The 26,054-nt window shown below is 40.3% G+C and carries 20 protein-coding genes, 1 tRNA gene and 1 pseudogene; 3 read left to right on the forward strand and 19 right to left on the reverse strand.

The features are described 5' to 3' along the window. Nucleotides 1-13 precede the first annotated feature (13 nt). From BLP58_RS07620 to BLP58_RS07695, 16 genes and pseudogenes are all read right to left on the reverse strand, one after another. Nucleotides 14-1,045: an ABC transporter permease gene (locus BLP58_RS07620; protein ID WP_013855258.1), complete on the reverse strand. Its 1,032-nt coding sequence runs from the start codon at nt 1,043-1,045 to the stop codon at nt 14-16. An 8-nt stretch (nt 1,046-1,053) separates the two neighbouring features. Further along, nucleotides 1,054-1,983, reverse strand: a complete 930-nt coding sequence (gene opp3b, locus BLP58_RS07625) for an oligopeptide ABC transporter permease (protein ID WP_025084211.1) — start codon at nt 1,981-1,983, stop codon at nt 1,054-1,056. Nucleotides 1,984-2,151: 168 nt separating this feature from the next. After that, nucleotides 2,152-3,294, reverse strand: a complete 1,143-nt coding sequence (gene guaB / locus BLP58_RS07630) for an IMP dehydrogenase (RefSeq protein WP_013855256.1) — start codon at nt 3,292-3,294, stop codon at nt 2,152-2,154. Between the two features lie 150 nt (nt 3,295-3,444). After that, entirely contained in the window at nt 3,445-5,079 is a 1,635-nt protein-coding gene (locus BLP58_RS07635) for a peptide ABC transporter substrate-binding protein (protein WP_013855254.1), read from the reverse strand. Between the two features lie 75 nt (nt 5,080-5,154). Further along, complete coding sequence (locus BLP58_RS07640; RefSeq protein ID WP_013855253.1) at nt 5,155-6,786, reverse strand: peptide ABC transporter substrate-binding protein; 1,632 nt, start codon at nt 6,784-6,786, stop codon at nt 5,155-5,157. Nucleotides 6,787-6,956: 170 nt separating this feature from the next. Continuing rightward, nucleotides 6,957-7,610: an HD domain-containing protein gene (locus BLP58_RS07645; protein ID WP_013855252.1), complete on the reverse strand. Its 654-nt coding sequence runs from the start codon at nt 7,608-7,610 to the stop codon at nt 6,957-6,959. Continuing rightward, the gene (locus BLP58_RS07650; protein ID WP_013855251.1) at nt 7,610-8,923 is read right to left on the reverse strand and encodes a C1 family peptidase; all 1,314 of its coding nucleotides are present in this window, start codon (nt 8,921-8,923) and stop codon (nt 7,610-7,612) included. The genes BLP58_RS07645 and BLP58_RS07650 overlap by 1 nt, the downstream gene beginning before the upstream one ends. Before the next feature lie 59 nt (nt 8,924-8,982). Next, a tRNA-Thr gene (locus BLP58_RS07655) sits at nt 8,983-9,055 on the reverse strand. Nucleotides 9,056-9,174: 119 nt separating this feature from the next. Further along, on the reverse strand, nt 9,175-9,531 hold the full coding sequence (locus BLP58_RS07660; protein ID WP_025084210.1) for a hypothetical protein: 357 nt from the start codon (nt 9,529-9,531) through the stop codon (nt 9,175-9,177). 394 nt (nt 9,532-9,925) lie between these two features. Continuing rightward, complete coding sequence (gene tyrS / locus BLP58_RS07665) at nt 9,926-11,188, reverse strand: tyrosine--tRNA ligase (protein ID WP_013855249.1); 1,263 nt, start codon at nt 11,186-11,188, stop codon at nt 9,926-9,928. Between the two features lie 260 nt (nt 11,189-11,448). Next, the gene (locus BLP58_RS07670; RefSeq protein WP_025084209.1) at nt 11,449-14,436 is read right to left on the reverse strand and encodes an LTA synthase family protein; all 2,988 of its coding nucleotides are present in this window, start codon (nt 14,434-14,436) and stop codon (nt 11,449-11,451) included. Nucleotides 14,437-14,478: 42 nt separating this feature from the next. Further along, nucleotides 14,479-15,086, reverse strand: a pseudogene (locus BLP58_RS07675) (glycerol-3-phosphate acyltransferase). Continuing rightward, nucleotides 15,086-16,192, reverse strand: a complete 1,107-nt coding sequence (locus tag BLP58_RS07680; protein ID WP_013855247.1) for an LCP family glycopolymer transferase — start codon at nt 16,190-16,192, stop codon at nt 15,086-15,088. Before BLP58_RS07680 ends, BLP58_RS07675 begins: the two are co-directional and overlap by 1 nt. A 99-nt stretch (nt 16,193-16,291) precedes the next feature. Continuing rightward, nucleotides 16,292-16,852, reverse strand: coding sequence for an aldose epimerase family protein (locus BLP58_RS07685; RefSeq protein ID WP_013855246.1), 561 nt, complete (start codon nt 16,850-16,852; stop codon nt 16,292-16,294). A 62-nt stretch (nt 16,853-16,914) separates the two neighbouring features. Further along, nucleotides 16,915-17,517 carry a pyroglutamyl-peptidase I gene (gene pcp, locus BLP58_RS07690; RefSeq protein ID WP_013855245.1) on the reverse strand — a complete coding sequence of 201 codons (603 nt, stop codon included), beginning with the start codon at nt 17,515-17,517 and terminating at the stop codon, nt 16,915-16,917. A 211-nt stretch (nt 17,518-17,728) separates the two neighbouring features. After that, nucleotides 17,729-18,421, reverse strand: coding sequence for a 2,3-diphosphoglycerate-dependent phosphoglycerate mutase (locus tag BLP58_RS07695; protein ID WP_013855244.1), 693 nt, complete (start codon nt 18,419-18,421; stop codon nt 17,729-17,731). 166 nt (nt 18,422-18,587) lie between these two features. Here BLP58_RS07695 and BLP58_RS07700 point away from each other — a divergent pair, with 166 nt between their 5' ends. From BLP58_RS07700 to BLP58_RS07710, 3 genes are all read left to right on the forward strand, one after another. Next, nucleotides 18,588-19,337: a DUF6612 family protein gene (locus BLP58_RS07700; RefSeq protein WP_013855243.1), complete on the forward strand. Its 750-nt coding sequence runs from the start codon at nt 18,588-18,590 to the stop codon at nt 19,335-19,337. 80 nt (nt 19,338-19,417) lie between these two features. Beyond that, nucleotides 19,418-20,209 carry a DUF6612 family protein gene (locus BLP58_RS07705; protein WP_013855242.1) on the forward strand — a complete coding sequence of 264 codons (792 nt, stop codon included), beginning with the start codon at nt 19,418-19,420 and terminating at the stop codon, nt 20,207-20,209. Between the two features lie 12 nt (nt 20,210-20,221). After that, complete coding sequence (locus BLP58_RS07710) at nt 20,222-21,187, forward strand: Gfo/Idh/MocA family protein (protein ID WP_013855241.1); 966 nt, start codon at nt 20,222-20,224, stop codon at nt 21,185-21,187. Nucleotides 21,188-21,228: 41 nt separating this feature from the next. Here the strand turns inward: BLP58_RS07710 and BLP58_RS07715 are convergent, their stop codons facing one another. From BLP58_RS07715 to BLP58_RS07725, 3 genes are all read right to left on the reverse strand, one after another. Further along, nucleotides 21,229-23,064: a monovalent cation:proton antiporter family protein gene (locus tag BLP58_RS07715; protein ID WP_013855240.1), complete on the reverse strand. Its 1,836-nt coding sequence runs from the start codon at nt 23,062-23,064 to the stop codon at nt 21,229-21,231. A gap of 77 nt (nt 23,065-23,141) precedes the next feature. Next, on the reverse strand, nt 23,142-24,182 hold the full coding sequence (locus BLP58_RS07720; protein WP_013855239.1) for an SLAP domain-containing protein: 1,041 nt from the start codon (nt 24,180-24,182) through the stop codon (nt 23,142-23,144). Nucleotides 24,183-24,252: 70 nt separating this feature from the next. Next, entirely contained in the window at nt 24,253-25,467 is a 1,215-nt protein-coding gene (locus BLP58_RS07725; protein WP_013855238.1) for an SLAP domain-containing protein, read from the reverse strand. Nucleotides 25,468-26,054 lie beyond the last annotated feature (587 nt).

The raw sequence follows: 26,054 nt of genomic DNA on the forward strand, positions 1-26,054 counted from the left end.
AGGTTAGTCCTTTCTATCTTTGTCCTCTTGGGTCAAAGGCATCACGTAAACCATCACCCAACAAGTTAAAGGCAATCATTAAGATACATAAAACGATTGCTGGGTACCACATTTGGTATGGTAAGAATTGGAAATTCTTTTGTCCTTCGTTAAGCAAGACACCCAATGAAGTTTCTGGAGCTGAAATACCGATACCAATGAAACTTAAGAAAGCTTCGAAGAAGATGGCCGTTGGAATAGTATACATCGTTTGAATGATAATAATACTTGAAAGGTTCGGAACCAAGTGTTTCCAAGCGATCTTCCAGGGTGATTCACCCAAAGAACGGGCAGCTAAAACGTATTCTTCATTCTTCAAACTCAAGGTCTCTGCTCTGACCTGCCGCGCCATCGTTGTCCAACTAGAAATTGCAATAGCCAAAATGATTGAGGTAATCCCTGGCTTCAATTTAACCAACATCAAAACTACAATAATCAAGTTAGGTACGGAGGAGATAATTTCGATAATCCGTTGCATCACGTTATCGACTCCCCCGCCTTTCCAGCCGGACACTATTCCGTACATAACCCCGATAGTTAAGTCAAACAAGGCAGCAACTAAGGCAACAATTAAAGAAATCTTAGTACCATAAATAATTCTCTGACCCAGCGAACGACCTAAGTAGTCAGTCCCGGCTAAAAAGTATTTGTCTTTAGGAACATTATTTTCGGCATAGGCATCAACCCATTTACCATTTTGCTTAATCTTACCGTTCAAGCCATTAACTGCACTCAAGCCTGGCACTTTTGCTGGCAAATTGGCGTATTGCGGATGTGATTTAACCAGGGTACTTTTATTGATGAATGGTGTCGAACCGAAAGCGACTACAATCATCAAGATAACGATAATTGCAGAAATGACTGCGGCTTTTCTTTGTTTAAAACGAAGCCAAACGTTTTGTCCAAATGATAATGATGGGCCCGCAATATTTTCGTTATCTTGAGCTTCATCTTTTGGTAAAGGTTCAAAGGCATCTGCCGGAAGGGTTAAATTTTCTTCAGTCATATCGTCTTCTAAGCCTCGCTTTCATCTAATCTAATTCTTGGATCAATCAATCCGTAAACTATATCGGTAATCAACAAAATGACAATTAATCCAATACAGTAGACCATCGTAATTCCCATGATCGTTGGATAATCATTGGTCAAAATTGACTTAACGAATTGTTCACCGATTCCAGGAATATTAAAGATATTTTCAATAACCATTGAACCAGTCATTAAGGCTACTGCATAAGGTCCGATTAAAGTAACTAAAGGAATCATCGAATTACGCATTGCGTGCTTTCTAATTACTTCGGTCTTGCTTAAACCTTTAGCCTTACCCAATTCGATGTAGTCACTACTTAAGTTATCGACCATACTAGTCCTGATAAACCGTGCTGTTTCCGCAAATGGCCCTACCGAAAGAGCAATTGTTGGCATAATTGTTTGAGAGAACTGTCCCCAACCAGCTAAAGGGAACCAGCCTAATTTAAGACCAATATAATATTGAAGCAATACGGCTAAAACGAAGTTAGGAACTGACTTACCAATAATTGAAATTACGGTAGCAGTTGAATCAGCCCAGGTACCTTGCTTAACAGCGGCAATTGCACCAACAATCACGCCGAGGACCACCCCAAGAATTAATGCTTGCAGCCCCAATTGAACCGAAGCACCCAAACGAGCACCAATCAACGAAGCTACGGGTTGATTGCTATATTGGAATGAAGTACCAAAGTCGCCATGCAGCATCCCAGCAATGTAGATCAAGTATTGTTCCCAAACTGGTTTATTCAAACCATATTGTTCGTTCATAATATGTTGCTGAGTTAATGTCATCTTCGCTTCGTTAGCATAAGGTGAACCAGGCATTGACTTCATTAGAAAGAAAGTCACCGTGGCTACAATAAACAAAGTGAGGATCATGTAAAATATACGTTTTAATAGGTATCTAGCCATATTAATTGCTCCCTCATTTTCCTTTTGTTTTATATTCTAATTTTAATGTTGCTTTAATTATACCAAAAGATTAAAAAATATCTAGTCTAAAGCAAATAAAAATTAAAAAATAAGAGAAAAGTTTGATCTTCCCTCTTATTTTTTAATTAAATTATATGTGTATTGCTTTTACTTGTAGTTAGGAGCTAGCTTAGTCATTTGCACGTCATGTGGATGTGATTCACGTAAGCCCGCATTAGTAATTTGTACAAATTGGGCCTTTTCAATCAATTCAGGAATGTTGGCAGCACCACAGTAACCCATACCTGAACGAAGACCACCATCAATCTGGAAGACAACGTCGGAAACGTCACCCTTGTATTCTACCCGAGCTTCAATTCCTTCAGGAACCAGCTTGTTGGCTTCATTAACGCCACCTTGGAAATAACGATCGCTTGAGCCATGTGCTTGGGCCATTGCACCAACAGAACCCATACCACGGTAGCTCTTATACTTCTTGCCATTATCTTCAAAAATGTCGCCAGGAGTTTCCGTAGTGCCACTCAACATGCTACCGAGCATTACGGCATTGCCACCAGCGGCTAAAGCCTTAACTACATCGCCTGAATATTTAATCCCACCATCGGCAATAATTGGCTTGTGGTATTCGCGTGCAGCTGTAGCAGCATCATAAATTGCGGTAATTTGCGGAACACCAACACCGGCCACGATTCTAGTAGTACAAATTGAACCAGGGCCAATCCCAACTTTAACTACATCAACGCCGGCATCGAATAATGCACGCGTTGCATCCCCAGTAGCCACGTTACCAGCAATTAAAGTTTGATTAGGAAAATGATCGCGAATTTCTTTAATCTTGTGCAAAACGCCAGCTGAATGACCATGCGCGGTATCAATTACGATTGCATCCGCACCGGCTTCTAGCAATGCTTCTGCTCTTTCAAAAGTATCGCTAGTTACACCAACTGCTGCAGCACAGAGCAATCTATTTTGGTCATCTACGGTAGCCTTAGAGGCATTACTTGGAACGATCACGCTCTTCACATTAGCTACTTCGCTAGCTTGAGCTTGAATGGACATATTCTTGTGTACCACGCCCAGTCCGCCTTGGAGAGCCATCGCAATTGCCATTGCTCCCTCAGTAACGGTATCCATGCCAGCACTGATCAATGGAATATTTAACTTAATATTGTCAGCCAGCTTAGTGCTTAAATCAACTTCATTAGGTAGAACATGACTTTCTGCTGGAATTAATAAAACATCGTCGAAGGTTAAACCTTTTTTGGCAAATTTGGTATTCCAATTAGACATAGAGCTCTCCTTTTCTCATTCAAAAAATTTATTAGCTATACTTTACTAGCAAAGCAACTATTTTTCAAGGAAAAATTAAAAAGCAGACTGATTTTTTCAGCCTGCTTTTCACTTAAGAGAGGAGATTCATGAATGATTAATTGTTGTTTATTAGTTTTCGACATAAGCTTCTTTGAAGTTGTATGGAGCACCAGCACCGTTGTAAACCACGTTTTTAACGCTGGAGCGAACCATCCAAGCTTCTTCTGGGTGATACAAAGGAGTAACGCCTTGCGTATCAATAATTCTTTGTTCAGCCTTAACTAAACTGTCCCAACGCTTAGCCTCACTTGGAGTTACCTTAGATTCTGCAACAAGCTTATCATAAGTAGAATCTGAGTACTTTTCCCAATTTTGAAAATTATGAGTCATATTCAAGTCTAAGAATGAAATTGGATCTGAGAAGTCGGCGGTCCAACCCATAAGGAAGACATCGTAATCGCCATTACCTGCGTGACCCAAAGCAGTCTTCTTCGGAATGCTTTGAACCTTGACGTCAACACCCTTTAGGGCTGATTCAATTGCACTCTGCAAGAATTCGCCGCCCTTCTTAGAAGCATCGTCATCGTAAGTCAAGATAGCGAAGCTGCACTCACTCTTGGTACCTAATTCCTTTTGGGCTTTCTTCCAGTATGCTTGAGCCTGCTGCTTATTGTAAGTGTTGAACTTCTTAGTAGCAGTTCCTCTTACTAGGTCAGTGTAGTCTTTACCATTAACTTCTGTCATGTTTTCTGGAGAAAGAGTGTCTGCAGGTTCTGCGGCCCCACCAACGGAATTAGCCAATTCTTTCCGGTTAACTGCTAGAGAAATAGCCTTTCTGAAGTTTTCATTGCTAAATGGCTTCTTCTTTTGGTCCATCTCTAAGTAAATAGTTGAAGCAGTCTTTCTCAAGGTATAGCCCTTTTGGTGCTTTAACTGCTTAGAAGCTTGCGGGCCAAGCAAGGCTGCATCCAACTTGCCTGCTTGGTACAGGTTGTAGTCAGTTGAAGGCGTCTTTTGGACGCTGAAGTTAATCGTATCGAGTTTTACGTTCTTCTTATCCCAGTAATGCTTGTTCTTCTGCAATTTCCAAGAGAGGTTGGAACCAGTCCAGCCTTTTTGGACAAATGGTCCATTATAAACCGTCGTCTTAGAAGAAGTACCATAGCTCTTGCCGTATTTCTCCACCGTCTTTTGGTTTTGTGGGAAGAATAATGGGAAGCCCATCAACAGCTTGAAATATGGAATTCGCTTATCCAAAGTGACAACCAGCTTATCTTTACCTATAGCCTTGACGCCTAGCGTAGTTGGCTTCTTCTTGCCAGCCACGATGGCATCCGCGTTTTTCACGCCTGAGAACAAGTATGAATATTGCGAACCTGTATTTGGGGTAACCGTTCTGCGCCAGGAATAAACGAAATCCTGGGCAGTTACGGGATCACCATTTGACCACTTATCATTTTGACGCAAGATGAAGGTCCAAGTCTTGCCATCCTTACTGGTAGTTGTCTTAGTAGCTAGGCCTGGCTTGACCTTAGCATTTTTACCCAGACGATACAGACCCTCCATCGTATTGTTCAACTGGGTAAAACTTGTCGCATCAGTAACCTTAGACAAGTCCATTCCTTCAATTTCAGTTTTATCCATCCAGTTTAATGTCTTTTTAGTGCCACTGGATGAACTATTGCTATTATTGCCACAAGCAGCTAATGTTCCTGCAGCCACAACTGTTACGCTAGCAGCCATCAATTTATGAAATTTATTCATTTTAATACCCCCTTGGGTGCAAAAAAGAGCAGCCTTTACTTGCGGCTACTCTTTTTCAAAGAACAATTAACTTATCTAGTTACCTGATACGTAGGCACTCTTGAAGTTGTAGTTCAAACCGGCACCGTTGTAAACGATTCCCTTGATGTCTGGACGTACAAGCCAAGCTTCAGTCTTGTAGTAAAGAGGTGCGATTCCTTCTTCGTTAAGCAAGATCTTTTCAGCCTTTTCCAAATCATTCCAACGCTTAGTAGTGTCAGCAGTAGTCTTAGAATCAGCAATCAGCTTATCGTATTGAGCGTTGCTCCACTTACCATTGTTGTTAACGTTCTTGCTGGTAAACAAGTCAACGAATGAAATTGGGTCGGCGAAATCGGCTGACCAACCTGAGATAACCATATCGAAGTTACCATTAGTTGAACGGTTCAGACGAGTCTTGAATGGAACGTTAGATACTGAAACCTTCATACCCTTCAAGTTTTCTTCTAATTGACTTTGAAGAGTTTCAGTAGTCTTTTGACCTGAGTCGGTATCATCTGACAAGATTGAGAAGGAAACGCTCTTCACGCCTAACTCCTTTAAGGCCTTCTTGTAAAGCTTCTTAGCATCAGTTGGGTTGTAAGAAGCACTTTCCTTATCGCCAACTACTTCAGACCAATCCTTGCCATCATGGTTAACAACACCCTTAGAAGTTAAACTATCTGCTGGAGTGTTAGAACCACCTAACGCATTAGCTAAAGCCTTTCTGTTAATTGACATTGAAATAGCTTTACGCAAGTTTTCGTTTTTAAAGATCTTTCTCTTTTGGTTGTATTGAATATAGAATGTTGCAGCCGTATCGCGCAATGTGTAGCCTGCATTGTGCTTCAAGTTCTTAGTTTGTTGTGCGTCTAAGATAGTTGCATCAAGCTTGTTTGATTGGTACAAGTTGTACGCTGTTGAAGGCGTCTTTTGTACGCTGTAGTTAATTGCATTAAGCTTAACATTCTTCTTGTCCCAATAATTCTTGTTCTTTTCAAGCTTCCATGACAAGTTAGAACCAGTCCAGCCCTTTTGAACGAACGGGCCGTTGAAAGCAGTAGTCTTAGATGAAGTACCATACTTAGAACCATTCGCTTCAACTACCTTTTGGTTCTGTGGGAAGAATAATGGGAAGCCCATTAACAACTTGAAGTATGGAATTCGCTTATCCAAAGTTACGACCAACTTATCGTCGCCCACAGCCTTAATACCTAGGCTATTAACTGGGGCCTTGCCTGCAGAAATCTTAGATGCGTTGTGAATTCCTTCAAATAAGTAGGCATATTGTGAAGCCGTCTTAGGGTTAACTGTTCTACGCCAGGAATAAACAAAGTCCTTAGCAGTTAACTTGTCACCATTGGACCACTTAGATGGACGCAAAGTGAAAGTCCAAGTCTTGCCGTCGTTAGAAACTTTGGTACTGGTTGCCAAGGCGTTTTCAACTTTAGAATTCTTGCCCAAACGGTACAAGCCTTCTTCAACGTTACCTAATTGGTTAAAACTAGTTACATCTGTTGCCTTAGAAATATCCATAGTTGGAATTTCAGCTGAATCCATCCAATTAATCGTCTTCTTGGATGAACTTGATGAACTAGACGAATTATTACTATTGCCACCACAAGCTGCTAACGTGGAGCCAGCGATTAAGACTGTTGCTCCTGCAGCAAATAACTTGGTAAACTTCATATTATTGCTCCTCTCGTTTATGATAAAATTAATAGAATTTCTTAAGTTGTTTATAAGTATATATGATCAAAAATCATTTTTCAAGTTTATTTTAATTATATTTTTAATTTTTAAATAAAAAAATAAGCCCCAATGCTACTGCATCAAGGCTTATTAAATATTAAATTATTTTAAACATTCCACTCATCCATAAACTCTTGAACAAAGTTTTTCATGTAATCTGTCCTTCGCTGTGCTTCTTTTTTAGCCGCTGGCGTGTTCATATAATTAATTAAATGAAAAAGCTTCTCATAAAAATGATTAATCGTAGTTTCTACATGAGTACGATACTGATCATGACTCACTAATTTAGCCGGCTTAATCTTAGGATCATAGATCTTATTGCCATGCTTGCCACCATAGGTAAAAGCACGCGCGATGCCAATTGCACCAAGACTTTCCAAACGATCGGCGTCTTGCACATATTGACCAGACAAGGGCAAGTGATAATGATGCTCAATATTGGCGGAAAAAGACATGTGCTGAATGGTAAATAAAATATCCCAGACTTCAAGATCATTAAAGCCCACCTGAGGCAAAAGATCTTTGATCTCTTCAACTACTTTTTCTGGATCAGCGCAAATTTTTTCATCAATCGTGTCATGCAAATAACCCGCACTTTTAATAATCGCCACTTCACGGCTATCCTCATGAGCTGAGTCATGATCGGCTAGATACATTTTAGTAGCTAACTTGGCAACGCGTTCGCCATGATAAAAATCATGACCTGTTTTCTCATCTTTTAAATGATTTTTAGTAAATGCAATAACCTGACTGATATTCATTATGCCATTGAGTCCCATGCTTCTACTGGGGTAGCTTCGCCATTCCAAATTTTAACTAATTTTTCTGGGATGTATTGCTTCTTAACTACTACCTTAAAGAGATATTCATTGAACCAATCGTCGTCCATCACGAAGTAGCCTTTTTCGCCAACCTTACTGCCCCAAGAATTTTCAATTTTCCATTGACGCGGCTTGCCGTCAACTACATCAACGCCGACTAAAGTCATAGCATGAGTTGAACCAGATGCACCGGTTTGCAAACGGGCCTTCTTATCGAGCTTAGTTTCAATATCAAAAATTGCGTCAGTTTGATAAAGTCCTTTAGACAAAATACCCTTTTGGCGATCACTATCTTTGCCTACATCACAACCAAACCAAATGGTCTCACCGGCTTCAAGCTGCTTGATTGCGGCTTGCTTCAAGTTGTCGATTTCAGTATTCAAAAAGTGAACTGGCGTACCGCCTTCGACATTGTCTTCAAATGGCAAGGCATACAATTTATCGAATTCATGATCAGGTGCATTGAACAAAACAATGTAGTCATCCAGATCATCGGTAAAGTAATTGTGGAAAAAGTCCAATGGCGTTAAGTTGCCATCAAAATGATACTTGCCATCATCATCCTTAAATTCCAAGTCAAACTTTTGGACAGGTTCACCAAAGGCAATCACGGCCATGCGATAAACTTCGCTTAAGAATTCTTGCCGCTTTTCTTCAATTTTATCAGTCTTGCCAGCTTGAGCTAATTTACGTAAAACTAAACCATCTTCACGCAGCTTTATGTTCAAAGCTCGGTTGAAAGCCGCAGTGTTGTTGGCAGTAAAGCTTTCATCTTGAGCGTAGGTTGGCACCAAGCCATATTTTCTTACCAATGAAATAGCCATGGCCCATTGTCCACCATCGGTGTCAGGGCCTTGCATATAAGAATGCACTGTTCTGTCGTCTAATGGCTTATCTGCAGTATTTAAAATATTGTCGAAGAAGATGTTTGCTCTTTCGATTCTATCCCAGAAGAAGAGATAGTTTTGTGAAAAAGTAAAGTTCTTGGCATTATATTTTTTAGCAAAGCCATGACGCAAAGTATTTAAGGCTGCAAATAACCAGCAACGACCTGATTGCTTCTGATCCGTTACATTGTCTGTGGGAATTTCAATTGAAAACGTGCGGTTTAATTTTCTAACGCCTTCAGTGTTAAAGCTGGCCTTTTGAACGCCGTTGTTAACGACTGCTAATTCCGCCACGCGGTTTTGCGGCTTCTGTTCATAATCTTGCTTAAATTGGACAATTTCTGCCATTGTAAGTTCGTGCTTCATAGGATTTCCTTTCTCGTAATCATCATTCAAATGTTACTGTCATTTTAGCATTATTTTTAAGCCGCTTCCCAGGTTTGAACTGGGAACCTCCTCCTTACCACGGCGGTGCTCTACCTATTGAGCTAAAGCGGCGTCTTTATTGTATCAAAAAAGGCGAAGACATTCATTTCGAATATCTTTGCCCTTTTATTTTTCCTAATCCAAGAGTCCAGAAATAATAAATAGTTAGAGATTATTAACTCTTAAGTTATTTAGTTCTTAACAACATCCTTGCTGTTCAACCATTGCTTCTTGCTAATTCTAATGATCTTTTTCTTGTTGACTTTCTTAACAGCTTTTGCTGTGTAAGTTGAGCCCATAGCAACTTTCTTGCCGGTTTTCTTAGCGTTCTTGTTGTAAACAGCGACTTTTTGATTCTTCGTGTCTTTAACAACTACGAAAAGCTTATCGCCTTTCTTAATTGATGGTCTAGTTGGAGCAACTTCAGCAGTTCCCAATTTTGAGGCGTTGAATGAAGTTGCTTGCACACCACAAGTGCAAATTCCAACTAAACTTAAACCGATTACTAAACTTGAAACAACCTTTAAAACTTTTCTTGATTCTAACATTTTAATAACCTCTTTCTATTTACTTATTTCCTCGATCCACCTTTACTATAACATCTTTTATCTAAAAGTAAGCAGGATTGTGATTACTTTCACAGCTTTTCTTTAAAAAGATAGATTTTAGTGACTAGCTCTATACCAATATCCGTCAATTATATACAAGGATATTATACCAGTGATAAAGTTAACTATATTCAAATCATATAGTATTAATGTGAATTTGTGAAATAATCAACACTACATTTAGGGGCTATTAATGCACAATATTAAATAACAAATTATTAATTTTATGCTTCAATTAGATTTTTTTAAGCTTTTAAGCATCTATGTATTACTTAAAAATCGTATAGTTACATTTAATTACAAAAAAAGAAGCCTCTCAGCTTCTTTTTCATATCTATTTGATCGTGACTAAAGTATACTTTCTCTTACCTTTACGGATAATGACGTACTTACCATCAAATGCACTGGATGGATCTACATCAAAGTCTACGCTCTGTTCACGATCACCGTTTACGTAAATCGCACCGTTCTTGATATCTTCACGTGCTTGACGCTTAGAAGGTTCAATCTTGGTGTCAACTAAGAAATCAACCAGGTTCTTCTCTTCACTACCAGCTTCAGCGCTCGGAGCATTCTTCAAGCCTTGTTCAATTTGCGTTACCGATAAGTTCTTGATATTGCCTGAGAACAATGCATCGGTAATCATTTGTGCTTCCTTTAAGCCAGCTTCACCATGAACGAACTTAGTAACTTCTTCGGCCAAACGCTTTTGAGCGGCACGCTTCCAAGGTTCCTTCTTAGTCTTTTCAGCCAGGTCTTCAATCTCTTCCCGGCTAAGGAAGGTGAAGTACTTCAGGTACTTAACCACGTCGCGGTCATCTTGATTGATCCAGAATTGGTAGAATTCGTAAGGACTAGTCTTTTCAGGGTCAAGCCAAACGGCACCACCAGCTGACTTGCCAAACTTGGTACCATCTGCTTTAAGCATCAAAGGAATAGTCAAACCAAAGGCTGGACGATCTGCACCTTTAAGTTTGTGAATTAAATCGATTCCGGCAGTAATATTGCCCCATTGGTCACTACCACCAATTTGCAATTGAACACCGTTATCCTTGTTCAAGTGGTAAAAGTCAATGGCTTGCAAAATTTGGTAAGTAAATTCAGTAAATGAAATACCATTCTCCAGACGGCTAGCAACAACATCCTTATTGATCATGTTGTTAACTTGGAAGAACTTGCCGTAGTCGCGCAAGAAATCGATCAAGTTAAGCTTGCCTAGCCATTCCGCGTTGTTTTTAATTTCAAAGTTTTCTGTACCAAATAGCTTCTTCATTTGGTTAGTTAAGCATTCTTCATTGTGCTTAACTTGAGCAGCAGTTTGCAAAACTCGTTCAGTCTTACGACCTGATGGGTCACCAATTGAACCAGTACCACCACCGATTAAAATTACTGGGTGGTAGCCAGCCATTTGAAATCTCTTCAAAATCATAAACGGAATCAGGTGACCAATGTGCAGTGAGTCACCGGTTGGGTCAGTACCACAGTACAAAGCTAAGTCATCGTGTTCAACTAAGTACTTGCGCAAACCTTCTTCATCGGTTTCTTGATTAATGGCACCGCGCCATTTTAAGTCTTCTAAAATATCAAATTTTGCCATAATTTCCTCCAATAAAAAACGTCCCTTGATCCTATCGATCAAGGGACGACTAATTATCATCTTTTAGCCGTGGTACCACCCACGTTCATGCCAAATTGGCATCTTATTACAGTTGATAAAGGAACTATCCTAATCGTATTTCGTCAAGATCGGCCTGCCTAGCTCACACCTACCGCTAGTTCTCTGAACGCTGAGCCGATTTGCTACTTATTTGTTAATTACGATATTAACGAGAAAAATTGATTTAGTCAACTATAATTTTAATTATTGCTGTAGAAGCCTTTAGCCTTCAAGCCATAAGCTTGACCTGCCGTCATATCGTATTGAACCATTTCGTAATCGTTCAAAAGTGCTTGCTGTTCTGAAGTCAATTTCTTTGGATCTACGAAATGACCCTTTTGGTCAACTAATTGGAAGCCTTTGTCACCATTGAAGTTAATGGTAATTGCCGGCAACTTCTGATGTACTTCAGTCAACAATGCTTGGTAAGGAGTGACCTTAGAATTAGTCTGCTCTAGCATCATGGCAGTGAAATCACTGGTGTTGACGTAGTTAGTATTGTGCGTCAACTTGCTCTTAGCACCATGGTCTCTAGCGTACTTATTGGAGTAAATGAAGTAGCGCGTTGAGTGCATTTGAACAGGATACTTGGCAGTGTAGTTCTGTGACAAGATACTTGGGTAGTGGTCACCATAGAAGACAACCGTAATTGGCTTCTTAATCTTGTCGATCTTGCCGATGAATTGCTTAACTGCCTTATCGGTGTATTGCGTACCCTTGATGTAAGTTGCCATCTGTTCACGAACAGCAGCAGTATTGAAGAGTTGACCAGACACCTTGCCCATGTATTCATTATTTGGATACCAGTTGTTGTAAGGCATGTGGTTTTGAATAGAGATCAAGTTAATGAATTGACCACCCTTCATGCTGTTGATTTGTTTCAAACCATTAGTATAAGTAGTGTAGTCAGAGTTGTAAGTACTCTTGCCCAGCTTCTTTTGGTCAATAATCTTGTACTTAGAACCATCATAAACGAACTTGTTAAACTTAAATCTCTTGTAATCCTCTACTCTTGAGTAGTAAGTACCAATGAATGGGTGAACGGCTGACTTGTAGCTAAAGTCCATCCCGATGGTTGGGTAGAAGTCGTAGTTAGGTACGATCTGAACATATGGCGTCAAGGTTGACGTGAACATCCCCATGTTGAAGCCAGTCAAAGTCTCCCATTCCATGTTGGCAGTACCACCACCGTAACCTGCACTAAGCATGCTACCGTAAGTAGATCTATTCTTCATTGATTGAATAAACTTAACTGGATTTGGTACCTTTGGATCAATCTTAATTGTTGGGAAAGTATATGGATCAACAAAACTTTCACTCAAGTTGTAGACAATCGTTTGATCCTTTAAGGTGTTCTTTCTAGTCTTGTTAATTTGGTCTGCTAACTTACTGTACTTGTCATCCAAATGCTTGATTGTAGATTGTGAGTAGTTAGCTGGTTTGTTCATAATCTGCAAGTCGAAGTAGTTCAGGAAGTTCAACAATGGACCATTAATTTGAATATCACGTTCAGGGTTTCTGAATGATTGCTTATTATCAAAACCACGGTTAATGTGATAGATTATTCCACCATCATGGTTAAAGCGCATTGGCGTCATGAATAATAGCAAACTGAGCAATGCCCAGATACCGCGTCGCTTCCATGAACCCTTCTTCTTAATTGGAAACTTCACTTCTAAGAAGACAGTCAAGGCAATCACAATGACCAAAGCAACAGCGATCATAATGACGGTCTTTTGACCGACCATCGGCAACAAAGTCTTCCAGTTAACGATTTCATCGATTTCAGTTGGGTAAATTGGTTCACCACGAAGGTTTAATTTGATCTTGTTGGCAATAGCCCAACCAATCGTAATTACGCTGACCAGAATAGTTGAGATCCAATAACGCGTCGTAATAAAGTAGAAGATCGCAAACATGGCGTCTAAGAAGATCGCCGTTAAGATAATTGCAAAGAATCTAGTTCCCAACAGGAAGATTACGGCGTTAATGTCTGTCGCAGTCGTTATCTGAATTCGCAAGTTATCTGATTCAATCAAGAATGATGCAAAACTCAGTACATAGAACCAACCCCAGGTAAGCAGTCTTACTCTATTCTCAACTGCCCACTTAGTGAAGTTGTCCCATAGATCAACTACAATCTCGGCCAAATTGTTGTGCTTGTTGAAGAAATCAACCGCACGCTTAACTGGCTTAATTCTGAACAAATAGCGCTGATACAAATAGTACAAGCCAAAAGCGACAATCATCATAATAATGATCATCAAGAATTTATTAAAACCAGCACTACCAGTGAAGCGGAATGACTTAACGAAACCACCAATAATTGGTGCATCCATAAAGATAATGATCGGGATAAAGAAGCGCATTTCTTTAGCGCTATAGCTAACAATGACCTTTCTAAAGATCAAGAAAGCAGCTAACACCATTAAAAATAGAAATGGTGATGTAATATTACTCAAGAACTTAGGGGCCCAGGAGTAAACGCCACTATGGCCAGATAAACGCTGGTACCAATATACGCCGTTGAAGCCGGGCACACCGATGAACATTACAAAGAATGACACGATTCCAGCGAAAATTGACCAGTTAAATACCTTCCTAGGAATCTTGACGTTAGCTAAAAACATCCCCCAAGCAAAGTAAAGAATCAAATAAACACCATAAATAGAGTAATTGAAGATCATCGTACCCGCACTGGTAGCAAAGCCCACTACAGTTAATACACTTAGCAGCATTAGGTTTTGCTTAGTAGTGATGCGGTGCTGCAATTCATATATATATGGTTGAGCCAGCATACTAAAAATCAAGCCGGCTAGTAATACGGATGTACTGGTTAAAACTGGGAAAAATATACCCCAGAGCTTCCACATATTGAAGCTGCCTGGTCGCTTAAAGAAGTTAACCAAATACAAAACTACTAGTGTCACTACTGCCATCATCCAGAATCTGAAGGCTTCAGTTGGATGAACCTTCTTTTTACTGTAGACAGCCCCAAAGACCATTGGTACTAGCACCATTGTGCTGCGACCCAATAATCCCGGAATATATCTCATCAAGGTACTCAGTGGCAATCTGCCAAAGGTTTTACCCCATGAGAACATTTGCACTAGTATGAAGAATGCCGCCACGATTAAACAAATAATCTGGAGAACATTCAGTGTCTTTTTCTTGTTAGTCTCACTCATTTTCTAGTTCTATGTCCTTACTAAAATTTTTTTTGCTATTACTCAATTCTTGATCCCTAACTTTCTCTTAATTGAAAGCAGAATATCGACCTTCTTACCGCGTCCAGTAAAAAAATCAACGATATCGTGCCAGAACTTAAAGATCATGATTAAAGTAATCACCATAAAGACAATCCCTGCCTCTTGGCTATGCAAAAATTCATCAACACTGAATAACAGCATAAACACTAAAGGCGGAATCGTCAAATTTTGCATGATTGCAGTCAAGACTAAAGCAATCAGTAAAGTAGTAAAACCCCCGCGCCAATCATAAAAGACCGCGACTTGGGCTTCTACCGCTACGCCTTTGCCTCCCTTAAAGTGATCCCAAATGGGGAAGCAATGGCCTAAAATTAAGCCTAAGCCAGCAAAGGCAATATTAATATGCGCCGGGAAGACAAAATAAACAAGGCAATCAAACTCTTCAGTAAATCGCCTATACAGGTCATGATTCCCCATTTTTTGCCAAAGACGGCACCCATATTAGCCGTCCCTGGATTATGGGAGCCATATTCAGTGGGGTTGATCTTTAAGAAAATCTTCCCCACGACCATAGCAGTCAAAAAGTTCCTAAAGACATAGCCAATGATTGTGGAATACAACTGATCCATTAATTATCGCCTGCCTCGGTATAGTCATAAATATGATATTTTTGCGTCTTGCTGCTCTTAAAACTAAAGCCATTAGCTTCATTTCGCTTATTTTGATAAGTTTCATTATTATCAACCTTGGCCTCAGGCAAGTCTAATTCTGTCCGCACTAAATTAGAAATACGCTGCAATTCGCTAGTTGGCTGCACTTGGTAAGCCGCATCCTTGATCATCGCATTATAGCCGTGCAGGTAATCACTTGAGGAATGATCGGCGCAGCCACGATAATTCATGGCAATCTGTTGTAAAGCACTAAACGGCAAATTAGTCCGCACGTTGCTGGAAACAGAGGTTAAGATCGAGTCTAGATTCGATAAAGAACTGACTGAGACGGCTTTTTTAATCAAAGTAATAATTACCTGACGTTGACGCTCTTGACGGCCATAATCGCCCCTAGGATCGTCATAACGCATTCTAGAGTAAGCCAACGCTGCGGCTCCTCCCATATGCATCAGTTTACCTTTTTTAAAGACATAGCCGCCATATTCAAAACTCAGAGTTGGTCGAATATTAATTCCGCCAACATAGCGAATCATCTTCATGATTCCGCCCATATTAACGACAGCGTAATACTTGATCGGCACATTGATTAACTCAGAAACCGAAGCCATTGACATCTTAGCTCCGCCTAGTTCATAAGCGGCATTGATCTTCTCAATTCTAGTCGGCGTCTCACCAATCATCTGCGCCATCGTATCTCGCAGAATCGAGACCAAGGTATAATGCTTCTTGGCCGGATTAACGACAGCCAGAATCATGGTATCCGTTCGTCCGCGCTTCTCCGTTCTCTTCAAGGCTCCCGTGTCTGTCCCCATTAGTAAAACGGCAAAACGCTTTTTGCCATTGAATTCACCGGTCGTCTTGACTGCGTTATGGGGATCATAGGTCTGATCAACGGCCTTTTTCGTCTTGAAATAAATTGAGGCGAAGTAGCCAGCCACTGCAATTACCGCAATTAAAGCAATAACGCCTGTCACCCATGCCCATACATGATGATTTTTATATTGATGGTTTTGCACTCGAGTTGCACTCGGATGTGCTTCTCTTTCTTCTCTTCTACTTCTCATAAATTATTCCTATGTAAATTCACATTGAGTGTATTATAACAAAAAAAGCAAATCATCGCTGACCTGCTTTCAATATCTTATTAAAATCGTTACTAATTTTTACTTTAAAGTCAAGGTTAAAACAAATTCGCGGATTTTTTCAGCCTCTAATTCAACCTTATTCGTAAAAGCAGTAACCTTGCCATCCTCTGCATTCAGCTTAAAATCAGTCGAAGCCACATCAATTGCATGCTCTTCACCAATTAAGCTAATTTTATTCACGCTGCTTTGGCTTGACCAAGCAATTGGAAAAACAAAGCCTAAGGAAAATGGCAACTCCTTATGTGAAGAATTCTTGAGATAAAAGGATACCTTCACCTGATTCCCCTCCAAGGAATAGGTCGTCATTACTTCAAAATGATAGGGAAAACTCTGATAGCTCTCCGGCGTATCAATTAAAGTCAAACTCACTCGCGTATCGCCCTTATCAACGACTGTCCAAGGCAGCTTGCTGGCCCAGTTGTTGTCGCCATCAATCACTGGAAAAGCAATTGCCATACCCTCTTTTGCCTCTTGATCATTGAGATAATCATAATTATCGCTTTCAGACACAAGATGAGCCATCCGGGCCCCATTCTCGTCAATAGAGACTTGCAAGAGAGAATTATCAATTGTTTGCATATTTTTCTCCCAACTTTACTCTTACGACAAAAATAGCACTTACAAGGGGTAACTGTCAATTTTTAGTCATGAATTGCTTCCTTAATAGCTGCAGTCAAGCCGGTAACCATATCGTTCAAACTCATTGAAGGCCGGCGACCATTCTTAACTTGATTAGGCAAAAACGGGATGTGAATGAAACCTGCTTTCAAATCAGGGAACTCGTGCACGCGCATGTATTGCACTTCATAGAATAAGTGATTGCAGACATAAGTGCCCGCGGAATTAGATACCATGGCTGGAATGCCTACTTGACGAATCGCGGTTACCATCTGTTTAATCGGCAATTGAGTAAAATAGCCGTCTGCACCGTCTGTTTCAATTTTGCCTTCTTTTGGTCCCTTGCCCGAATTATCAGGCGTAGAGCCAGCTTGAAAGTTAATGGCGATTCTTTCTGGCGTAATCGCGCTCCGGCCACCGGCTTGACCCACATTGATTACCATATCTGGCTTTTCCTGCTCGATTTTGGCTTTAACCACTTGCGCGCTTTGGTAAAAAATAGTAGGAACTTCTAGCTTAATAATTTCATTTCCATCGATTGCATCCGGTAATTTCTTCACTGCCTCAATCGCAGGATTAACCTTTTCACCGCCAAATGGATCGAATCCAGTAACTAAAATTTTCATTTTTCTAGCTTCTTTCTTAGAAAAAAATGGCAGAATTTCTTTATTTATAATATAATAGACTTGTTCCAAAATTATGAAAATAAAAATTTAGAATTATAGTTTTTGGAGCAAGTTGACAGATTAGGACGTCCTGAATGGACGTCTTTTTTCTGTACAAAAAAACTTCGAAATTAATCGAAGTTCTTTTAGTGTGAATAACTACTATATTTAATTAGTCGTCTAACTTTTCCTTCTTAACAACATCTAAGTTCTCGTCGAAGGTGTAAACAACTGGTTCACCGGTCTTCATTTCAAGGTTCATGATGTCGTCGTCAGAAATGTTTTCGATGTACTTGGTCAAAGCACGAAGTGAGTTACCGTGAGCTGCGATAATTACGTTCTTGCCGTCAAGTAAGTCTGGAGCAATGTGATCTTCCCAGAATGGCATTACACGGTCAAGACATACATGCAAGTTTTCGCACTTAGGCACGATGTGTGGGTCCAAGTTTGCGTAACGACGGTCATGTGCTTGACTGAATTCGTTGTCATCATCAATAGCTGGTGGCAAAATATCGTATGAACGACGCCAAATGTGAACTTGTTCATCACCGTACTTTTCAGCAGTCTTCTTCTTGTTCAAACCTTGTAAAGCACCGTAGTGACGTTCGTTAAGTCTCCAGGTCTTCATTTCTGGAATCCAAAGTTGGCCACTTTCTTCCAATGCGTAGTGCAAAGTCTTGATAGCACGAGTTAATAATGAAGTGTAAGCTTGATCAAATTCAAGACCGTGTTCCTTGATTAAACGACCAGCCTTCTTAGCTTCTTCAACACCTTTTTCTGAAAGGTTAACGTCAACCCAACCAGTAAATTGGTTTGAAAGGTTCCATTCACTTTGTCCGTGACGAATTAAAACTAATTTTGACATGAAATATCTCCTTTTAATATTCAATGTTTCATCCATATTTTACACATTTCACCGTTTTTTTCATAGAGATATGAGCAAAAAAACAGCAAAATTTGAACTATCTTTCCATTATTTGCTTTTTTGTGCTAATTTAGAACAGAAATATCTAATACAAGAAGTGGTAAAAATGAAAAATAAAAAATTTTTAGTTGCGTTAGTCGGTTTCTTGGCTCTATTTTTGGCAGGGTGTGCTCATTCAAGTCAAAAGAAGCAAAATACGTTGCCTTCTGCTAAAACTATCCTAACCAACGCGCAAAAGACCAAATTCAAGTCCATGCATGCCAATTGGGCGGAAAAAAGCAGCGGTAAGATAATGCAAAAAGCCGAGGCACAATATGTTAAAAATCCCACGGTGGTCTACACTAACGTCTCAACGACGGGAAATCACTACAAGATGTGGATTGAAGGCAAGAATAATTATATTCAAATGAAGGGAACTAGCACCAATCGCTGGTTCAAGACCAAGCTCAGTAAGAACAGCTCTTATTCTGTAATTACAGACAACTTAAACAATATGCTCGTGCCCTTTACCGACATTGCTAAAATCTTTAAGGTTAAGCGGGCCGGCACCAATTATGTTTTAATCTACCAAGGCAACAGCAAGAAAATCTGGAATGCCATTATTTCAGACTCTGCCATTACTTCTCTAATTGGTATTGACTTAGATGACGTCAAGCCAATTAAGCATAATATCAAGATCGATGTCGATCACAATTACAGCGTTAACAATGTGAAAGTTGCTTCCACCTATAAAGACGATGGCAAGATTAAGACCTTCACCATGAATGCCGACCAAATCAATCAGATTAAACAGCTATCTGTTCCTAATAATATTAAGAAATCTGCTGTTGATTTAGGCAAGCTAGACAAAAAATAATTAACCAAAATAAGCCCGATTCTGTCAATGGGATCGGACTTTTCGTTATAATGGACATAGCAAAATATAGGAGAAAAATTATGAAATTCAAAAAAACACTTATTGGTATTTCTTTAGCCGCTTTATTCTTATTAGGTGGCTGCAGCAAGCAACAGAAAAAAGCTAAGCCGGCTTTAACTAAGACCCAGGTTGTTAAAAAAGTTAAACAGAACTTCAAGAGCGGACAAGTAATTCAGTCTGTTACTTTAGGCACTGATACGTCAAAGCAAGTGGCCTTAGCCAACACGAACTTTGGTGGTGACTCAACCGTTTATCACATCACTAATCAAACTACTAGCAAGGGCAAAACTCGCTCTAGTGAAGAATGGGTTAATTTAAACAACGTCTATATCAATGGCCAAGACACTTGGTACAAGGCCGACCTAGAAAAATTAACTGGGCATAATTACGCTGACTTAACAGACGCCATCATGAACAATCACTTAATTACCAACCCAAGTGAGAAACTGGTCGACGCCTACAAGCTGAAGCGCAATAAGGGAACTTACACTCTTACCGCTAAATTGACAGATAAGAAGCTGATGAAGAAAGCCGCTGCGCCAATCTTTAACACTACTCCACAAAGCACGGCTCAGGCCAAAGTCTTCAAGCAAATTCAAAAGCTAGGCAAATATCAAGACATGTCGGTTAAGGCAGTCGTTAAGAATGATAAATTATCTACCTTCACCGTCTTCATCAACATGAAATTAGGTAAATTAATGCACGTTAAGGTTGGACAAAGCTACGGCAACTTCGGCAGCCACGACTTCTTAAAAGTTCCATCAGATGCTACGAATGCCAAGGATTTACCAATTACTAACAAAAAGAAATAAGGTTTTAAAATAATGAAATTAGGAATTGTCGGCAGTGGCATGATCGTTCACGATTTTTTAACTACCGCTGATCAAATTAACAACTTAGAATTAGCAGCAATCTCAACTACCAAGCGTAGTGAACATATTGCCCAGGAATTAGCTAAAAAATATAATATTCAAAAAGTTTATACAGATAATGAAAAGATGATGGCAGATCCTGCTGTTGACACAGTCTATGTGGCAGTGCCAAACTTCTTGCATTATGAAGTAGCCAAAGCCGCATTAGAGCATGGCAAAAATGTTATCTGTGAAAAGCCTTTTGTCTTAAGCGTAGATCAAGCCAAGAAATTAAAACAAATTGCTGACGAGCATGATTTAATCATCGTTGAAGCAATTACCAATCTCTATTTAGAGAATTTCAAACGTATTCAAGAAGAGTTGCCTAAGATCGCGCCGATTCACATCGTAAACTTGAATTACACGCAATATTCTAGCCGTTATGACGCCTTTTTAAAAGGTGAAATTGCCCCAGTCTTTGATCCTAAAAAAGACGGTGGTGCCTTGATGGATCTGAATATCTATAACATTCACCTGGCAGCAGCACTATTTGGCTTGCCCGATGAAGCGAAGTATTATGCCAATATGCAAAAAGGCGTTGATACTTCTGGTACCTTGCATCTTTCTTATAACGACAAGCAGGCATCCCTCACCGCCAGCAAAGATAGCTACGTAACGCCACGCTCCTTTATCGAAGGAGAAAAAGGCAGCATCTACTTCGATGGCTCAACCGGAACGCTGGATAACCTCACGATCGAAATGCGTAACCAGCAACCTAAGCGTTACAACTTAAACAAATATCCGCACCGAATGGCTAGTGAATTCAACGCTTTTAGCCAAATGATTGATCAACATGACACGCGTAAAGCTGACGCGGCCTTCGTTAATACGCTAGAAACTATGCAAATTTTAGTAGCAGCACGGAATTCAATGGAATAAAAATTAACACCCGGGAAATAATTCCTGGGTGTTTTTATTTTCTATCCACAACTTAACAAGTCGCGCACACGATCAGCGGCCTTGAATTCACCTGAGAAGACTAAAATGTCGTTTGGTTCAATCACTGTATTACCATGCGGCGTCAACCATTCATCCCCACGACGAATACGACTAACCGTAATCTGATCAATGAATTCCAGATCCATTAACTGCCGTCCCGTATAAGACGTGTTCTTCACCTGAACAGAATACAGCACATTTTTGGTATCCGTCATGATTCGGTAAACCGTTGGCGACTCAATCATCGCCCGCATCAAGGCAGCATGAACATTGGTAAAGTTGAAGATCTCAATACCTTTTGCCTTAAGTTCAGCTAAAGTATCGCTCGTCACTTCGCTTAACCGCGCAATCACGCGATTTACGCCTTCATACTTAGCAATCTTAGCAATCTTGATATTGTCTTCATCGGCATGGTTAGAGGCTACCAAGATATCACAATCAAAGGCACCAGCCTTTTCCAAGGTTGCTTGCTTCAGATCTGGCAAAAAGGTTAAATTCTTCACGCGGCTATCATAAGTCTCATATTGGTCCTTCTTATCAGTAAACATCTTGACTGAGTACCAATTAGCATGCAAATCATGCGCTACGGGTACCGTGAAGACATTTGCACCAATAATTACAACCCGCTTCTTGATCTTGTCTTCCTTAGTCAAGACAAAATTCTTGTTAAAGACAATCGGACTAAGGATGCAAACAATAACCGCTGCCAGAATAAAAGCATCTGACTGTGTAGAAGTAATCGCGTGCAGTTTGCGGGCTACTTGCAAAGTTGGCAAAACAATCGTAATCGTTGTTGCAGTCAAAAATCCACCAGCAAAGGCATTTCTCTTGCAGAAATATTTCATATACACCAAGACTACTGGCACTTTTGCTAAGAACAAAAAGATTACCAAGACCGGTAAGAGCATTAAGGATGCTGGATGAGCAAATAATGACCGCAAGTTCAAGCCAACGCCAGTCATAATGAAGAAAATTGGAATAAAGAAGCCGTAGCCAATCGAGGTCAACTTGTCCTTGGTTGATTCACTGGGCTCTAACAGTTTCATCACCATACCGGCTAAAAAGGCACCCAAGATATTTTCGGCACCCACACTTTCAGCGACTGTCACTAAAGCAAAAATAAGGAAAAAGGCTAATCGAATATCCAGCTGCGTCGTGGCTTTCGTCACCTTGGCAAACCACAAATATGGCTGCTTGAAGCGCCGCAATAAAAAAATAGCAGCGATGAATAGCAAGATAATCAGCCACAGTTGTTCCTCGTTGCCTCCATTAATTGAGGCATAAATTGTTAATAACATCAACGGAATAACTTCGCCCATGACGGCGGTAAGCAAAATTGTTTGCCCAATCGGCCGCCCTAGAATATCCTTTTCCTTTAAGGTCGCGATAACTACTCCAAGGGCCACGGTCATTAAGATAATCGCAGCTAGCATTACCTCGCTGAAGAGGCCAACTAGCTTCAAGACGAAAGCCAGTACCACGGCTGTTACCACAATGCTAATAAATGCCGTTACCGCAGTCTTTAACGGATCGACCGTCTTCCCCGACTGCGACTTTCCCTTAGGATTATTCTTCCTAGTTAATAAATCAAAATTGATCTCCATCCCTGACAGAAACATCAGCAAGATCACACCCAGATTCGACAAAAAAGTTAAATCATGGGTTGCAGAAACCAGATTAAAACCGCTGGACCCCATGATAATGCCGACAATGATCTCGGCCACAGCGGTTGGAACATTACTAATTTGAAAACGCGCCATCAAGATTGGTATCACCAATGCTAATAAGACGACTAAAAATAGCGATAATTGTGCCATTATACTCCCCTTTCATCAGTGCAATTATACAAAAAAATACGTCCTATTCCTATTATTTAGAATAAGACGCATTCTGATTAATCAATGTCACTGGCCAACACATATTGTGTAGCATTCAATGCATAGTACTTTTGACCTTTAATCTTGATTTGACTGCCGTAAGTTAATACTCGCCTGCCCTTCTTAACAAGATTCTCTTTTTCGATGCGGCCTAAGCGCGTGCGTAAGTAGGTATCTTTGTTCACGACTCTAGCGGTTGCGTCAATGTTAGAAGCTACAACGTACTGGTTCTTGCCAATCTCGTAGTACTTCTTCTTGTTGATCAACTTGTAGCCGCGAACCACTACCGGACTGCCAGCCTTCTTGAGCGTCTTAGTCCGTTTGCCCTTGCTGTTATAGACATAAGCGTCATGGCCGAGAGTAACCGCACCTTGAACTACCGGCAATTCTTCCTTAGTCTTGTTCGGATCCTTGGTCTTCTTGTCACTATTCTTGTCTTGCAAGTCATAGTAATACTTAATCAAGGAATAGAACTGATCCATGCTGTAGCCCCACTTGGCAAAATAGCCATCAGGGTCAACGTGGTCAGTGCCACCTAAGAAGGTGCTAACCGCATGGTGCGACCAGATTGTCCCTTCGCCATCTTCGCAGGCATTGTCAGGCTTCAGATCATAACGATGGAGCAATTTGGCAATATAGATTGCGTCATTGTTGATCGACTTAGCAAAAGCATCCCGACTATCTTCTTCACACAGCTCAATCTGAATGAAACGATCGTTAGCTTGAGGACCAGCTCCCCAAGTACCCCTGTCAGGTGACCGCATCTGGATAACTTGCTTGCTATCAACAAAGGCATGCACGTAAGCATTGATGTTCATCCATTCCCGGTTGAAATAAATTGCCTCATCATGGGCGGTAGCACCTGGGTCATCGGTCTCATGCACGACGATGCCCTCAGGCTTGCCACTTTGATATTCAACTCCAGGGAATTTATTATACTTAATCCCTTCTAGCTTAAGCATCTTGTATAGATAGGTTACCCCACTATACTTGTACTTCTTAGCGATGGAATTAATTGAAGCGGCCTGAACGTGATCAATTTTAAAATTAAACGCCACTCCTAATAGACTAATTATTGTAATTAAGGTAATAGAGGTTTTTTTATGTTCACGTAAGGCCCTCCTTATGTTACATGAAGTTCGACTTCTTGACGTATTGACGAATACCGATTCTGTAGTACTTCTTGCCGTTAATCTTCACAGCACTGCCGTAAGTTGCGAGTTGCTGGTTCTTCTTGTGCTTCAAGTTGTTGTCACGATTGCCAAATTGGTTATAGACATAAGCATTGTGCTTCAAGAATCTCAAGGTACCGTCAATATTGCCGGCAGCGATGTATTCATTCTCACCCACACGGTAGTAGATCTTCTTGTTAATGGTCTTGGTGCCGTAGGTAGCAATCAACTTGCTGCCTTCGTCATCGCTGACCTTGTACATCTTGCCCTTAACACGCTTGCCCTTTTCGTTATAAACATAAGCATTGTGCATTAAGTTCTTCTCTACCTTGGCTGCGCCCTTAGGTGCCTGAGTGATTGGTTCGGTAGTCTTAGTGCTGTGACCTAAAGAAGTACCGTTGATCCAACCCTTGCCGTTAATGTACATTCTGGTTGAACCGTTGCGGTAAGTGATGGTCTTAGTAACAATGACCTTCTCGCCAGCCTTTACAGAGCCAATTGCCTTGGCAATTGAGTGATCAGTTGGCCAGTTGTAAGTAGAACCAGACTTGCTTACTGTGTAGTTCTTAGCGGTTCTAGAAATCACTGGATCGTACTTGTTCAGATTGTGGCTGGTAATTCTGGAATTAAGGGCAACATCATAGTTGCTGGCTGTCGCATAAGTTCCAGTAAGAGACTTAGTTGCTTCAGCGTAAGTGTTGGCATTTTCAATCCAAGCACCCTTGTAGCGTAATGGTTGCCAGGATACGCCTTCACGCAACTTCTTACCATTATCTTCGAATGATTCTTCAAAAGAATTATATTTTCTAAACTTGGCGTTAATGTAATAGCTCTTGCCATTCTTCTCTTCGCGAGTTCTGGCAGAGTAAGTTGGTTCAACCCAGCTGGCATCAGCCTTCACACCAAAAAGATTGTTGGTATTAACGGCTAAGCCTGATTGACCCCAGCCAGATTCAACAATGGCTTGAGCAATCATTACTGATGGATATGTACCATATTTCTTAGCAGCTTTTTCAGCTTGTTTAGCGGCTTTTTTCAAGAAAGCATTCTGATCCAAAGTCGCCGCAGAAACCTTTTGGCTTTGAGGCTGAACAACATAATTAGCAGCTGGCAGCACAGTGGAAGTCAACACTGCTGCACAAGCAATGCTAGTCAAAAGTCTCTTCTTCATGAATTTTCCTCCTAAATATAACACTTTCTATTGTATATGCGAATTCCGCGTTAAACAAGCTTTCTAGCGTATTTGTAGGCAAAAAGTAATATTCCTATTACTGCATTTTTATGTGAAAATGCATATTTTTGTAATTCTGAAAATAGAGAACTGATTTTGAAAGAAAAATTTGGAAGAGTTTAAATCTAAAGAAAAAAATAGGTCTTTTTTGCGTAATAAATAATAGAGGGGCTGCTTCAGTAGTCAAAACTAAGAAATGAGGAATGTTAGAAAATATTAGGTCAATACAGTCATTTTGCTTCAAATGACCCTATTTTCCTAAGAATGCAACTTTTTTTAGCCAATATCTGCCGTCAACCTTTTTAAAACACTCCGTTTATCTATGATGATAACCGAAGCTATAAGGACAACTTTACAACAGCGTCAACCCAGCTAAAGCCAGCCGCCAAGCTATTTTCGTTTGTCAAGTGGACGCTCAAATGAGAGGCGACCATTTGACTGGATGCAACACTGCATCCGCTATCCCTTCATCTAATGAAAATTTAGGGAATACTTTTCTGATTATCTGCAAGGCTCCGTTAATATCC

The organism is Lactobacillus kefiranofaciens (assembly GCF_900103655.1).
GTDB lineage: Bacteria > Bacillota > Bacilli > Lactobacillales > Lactobacillaceae > Lactobacillus > Lactobacillus kefiranofaciens.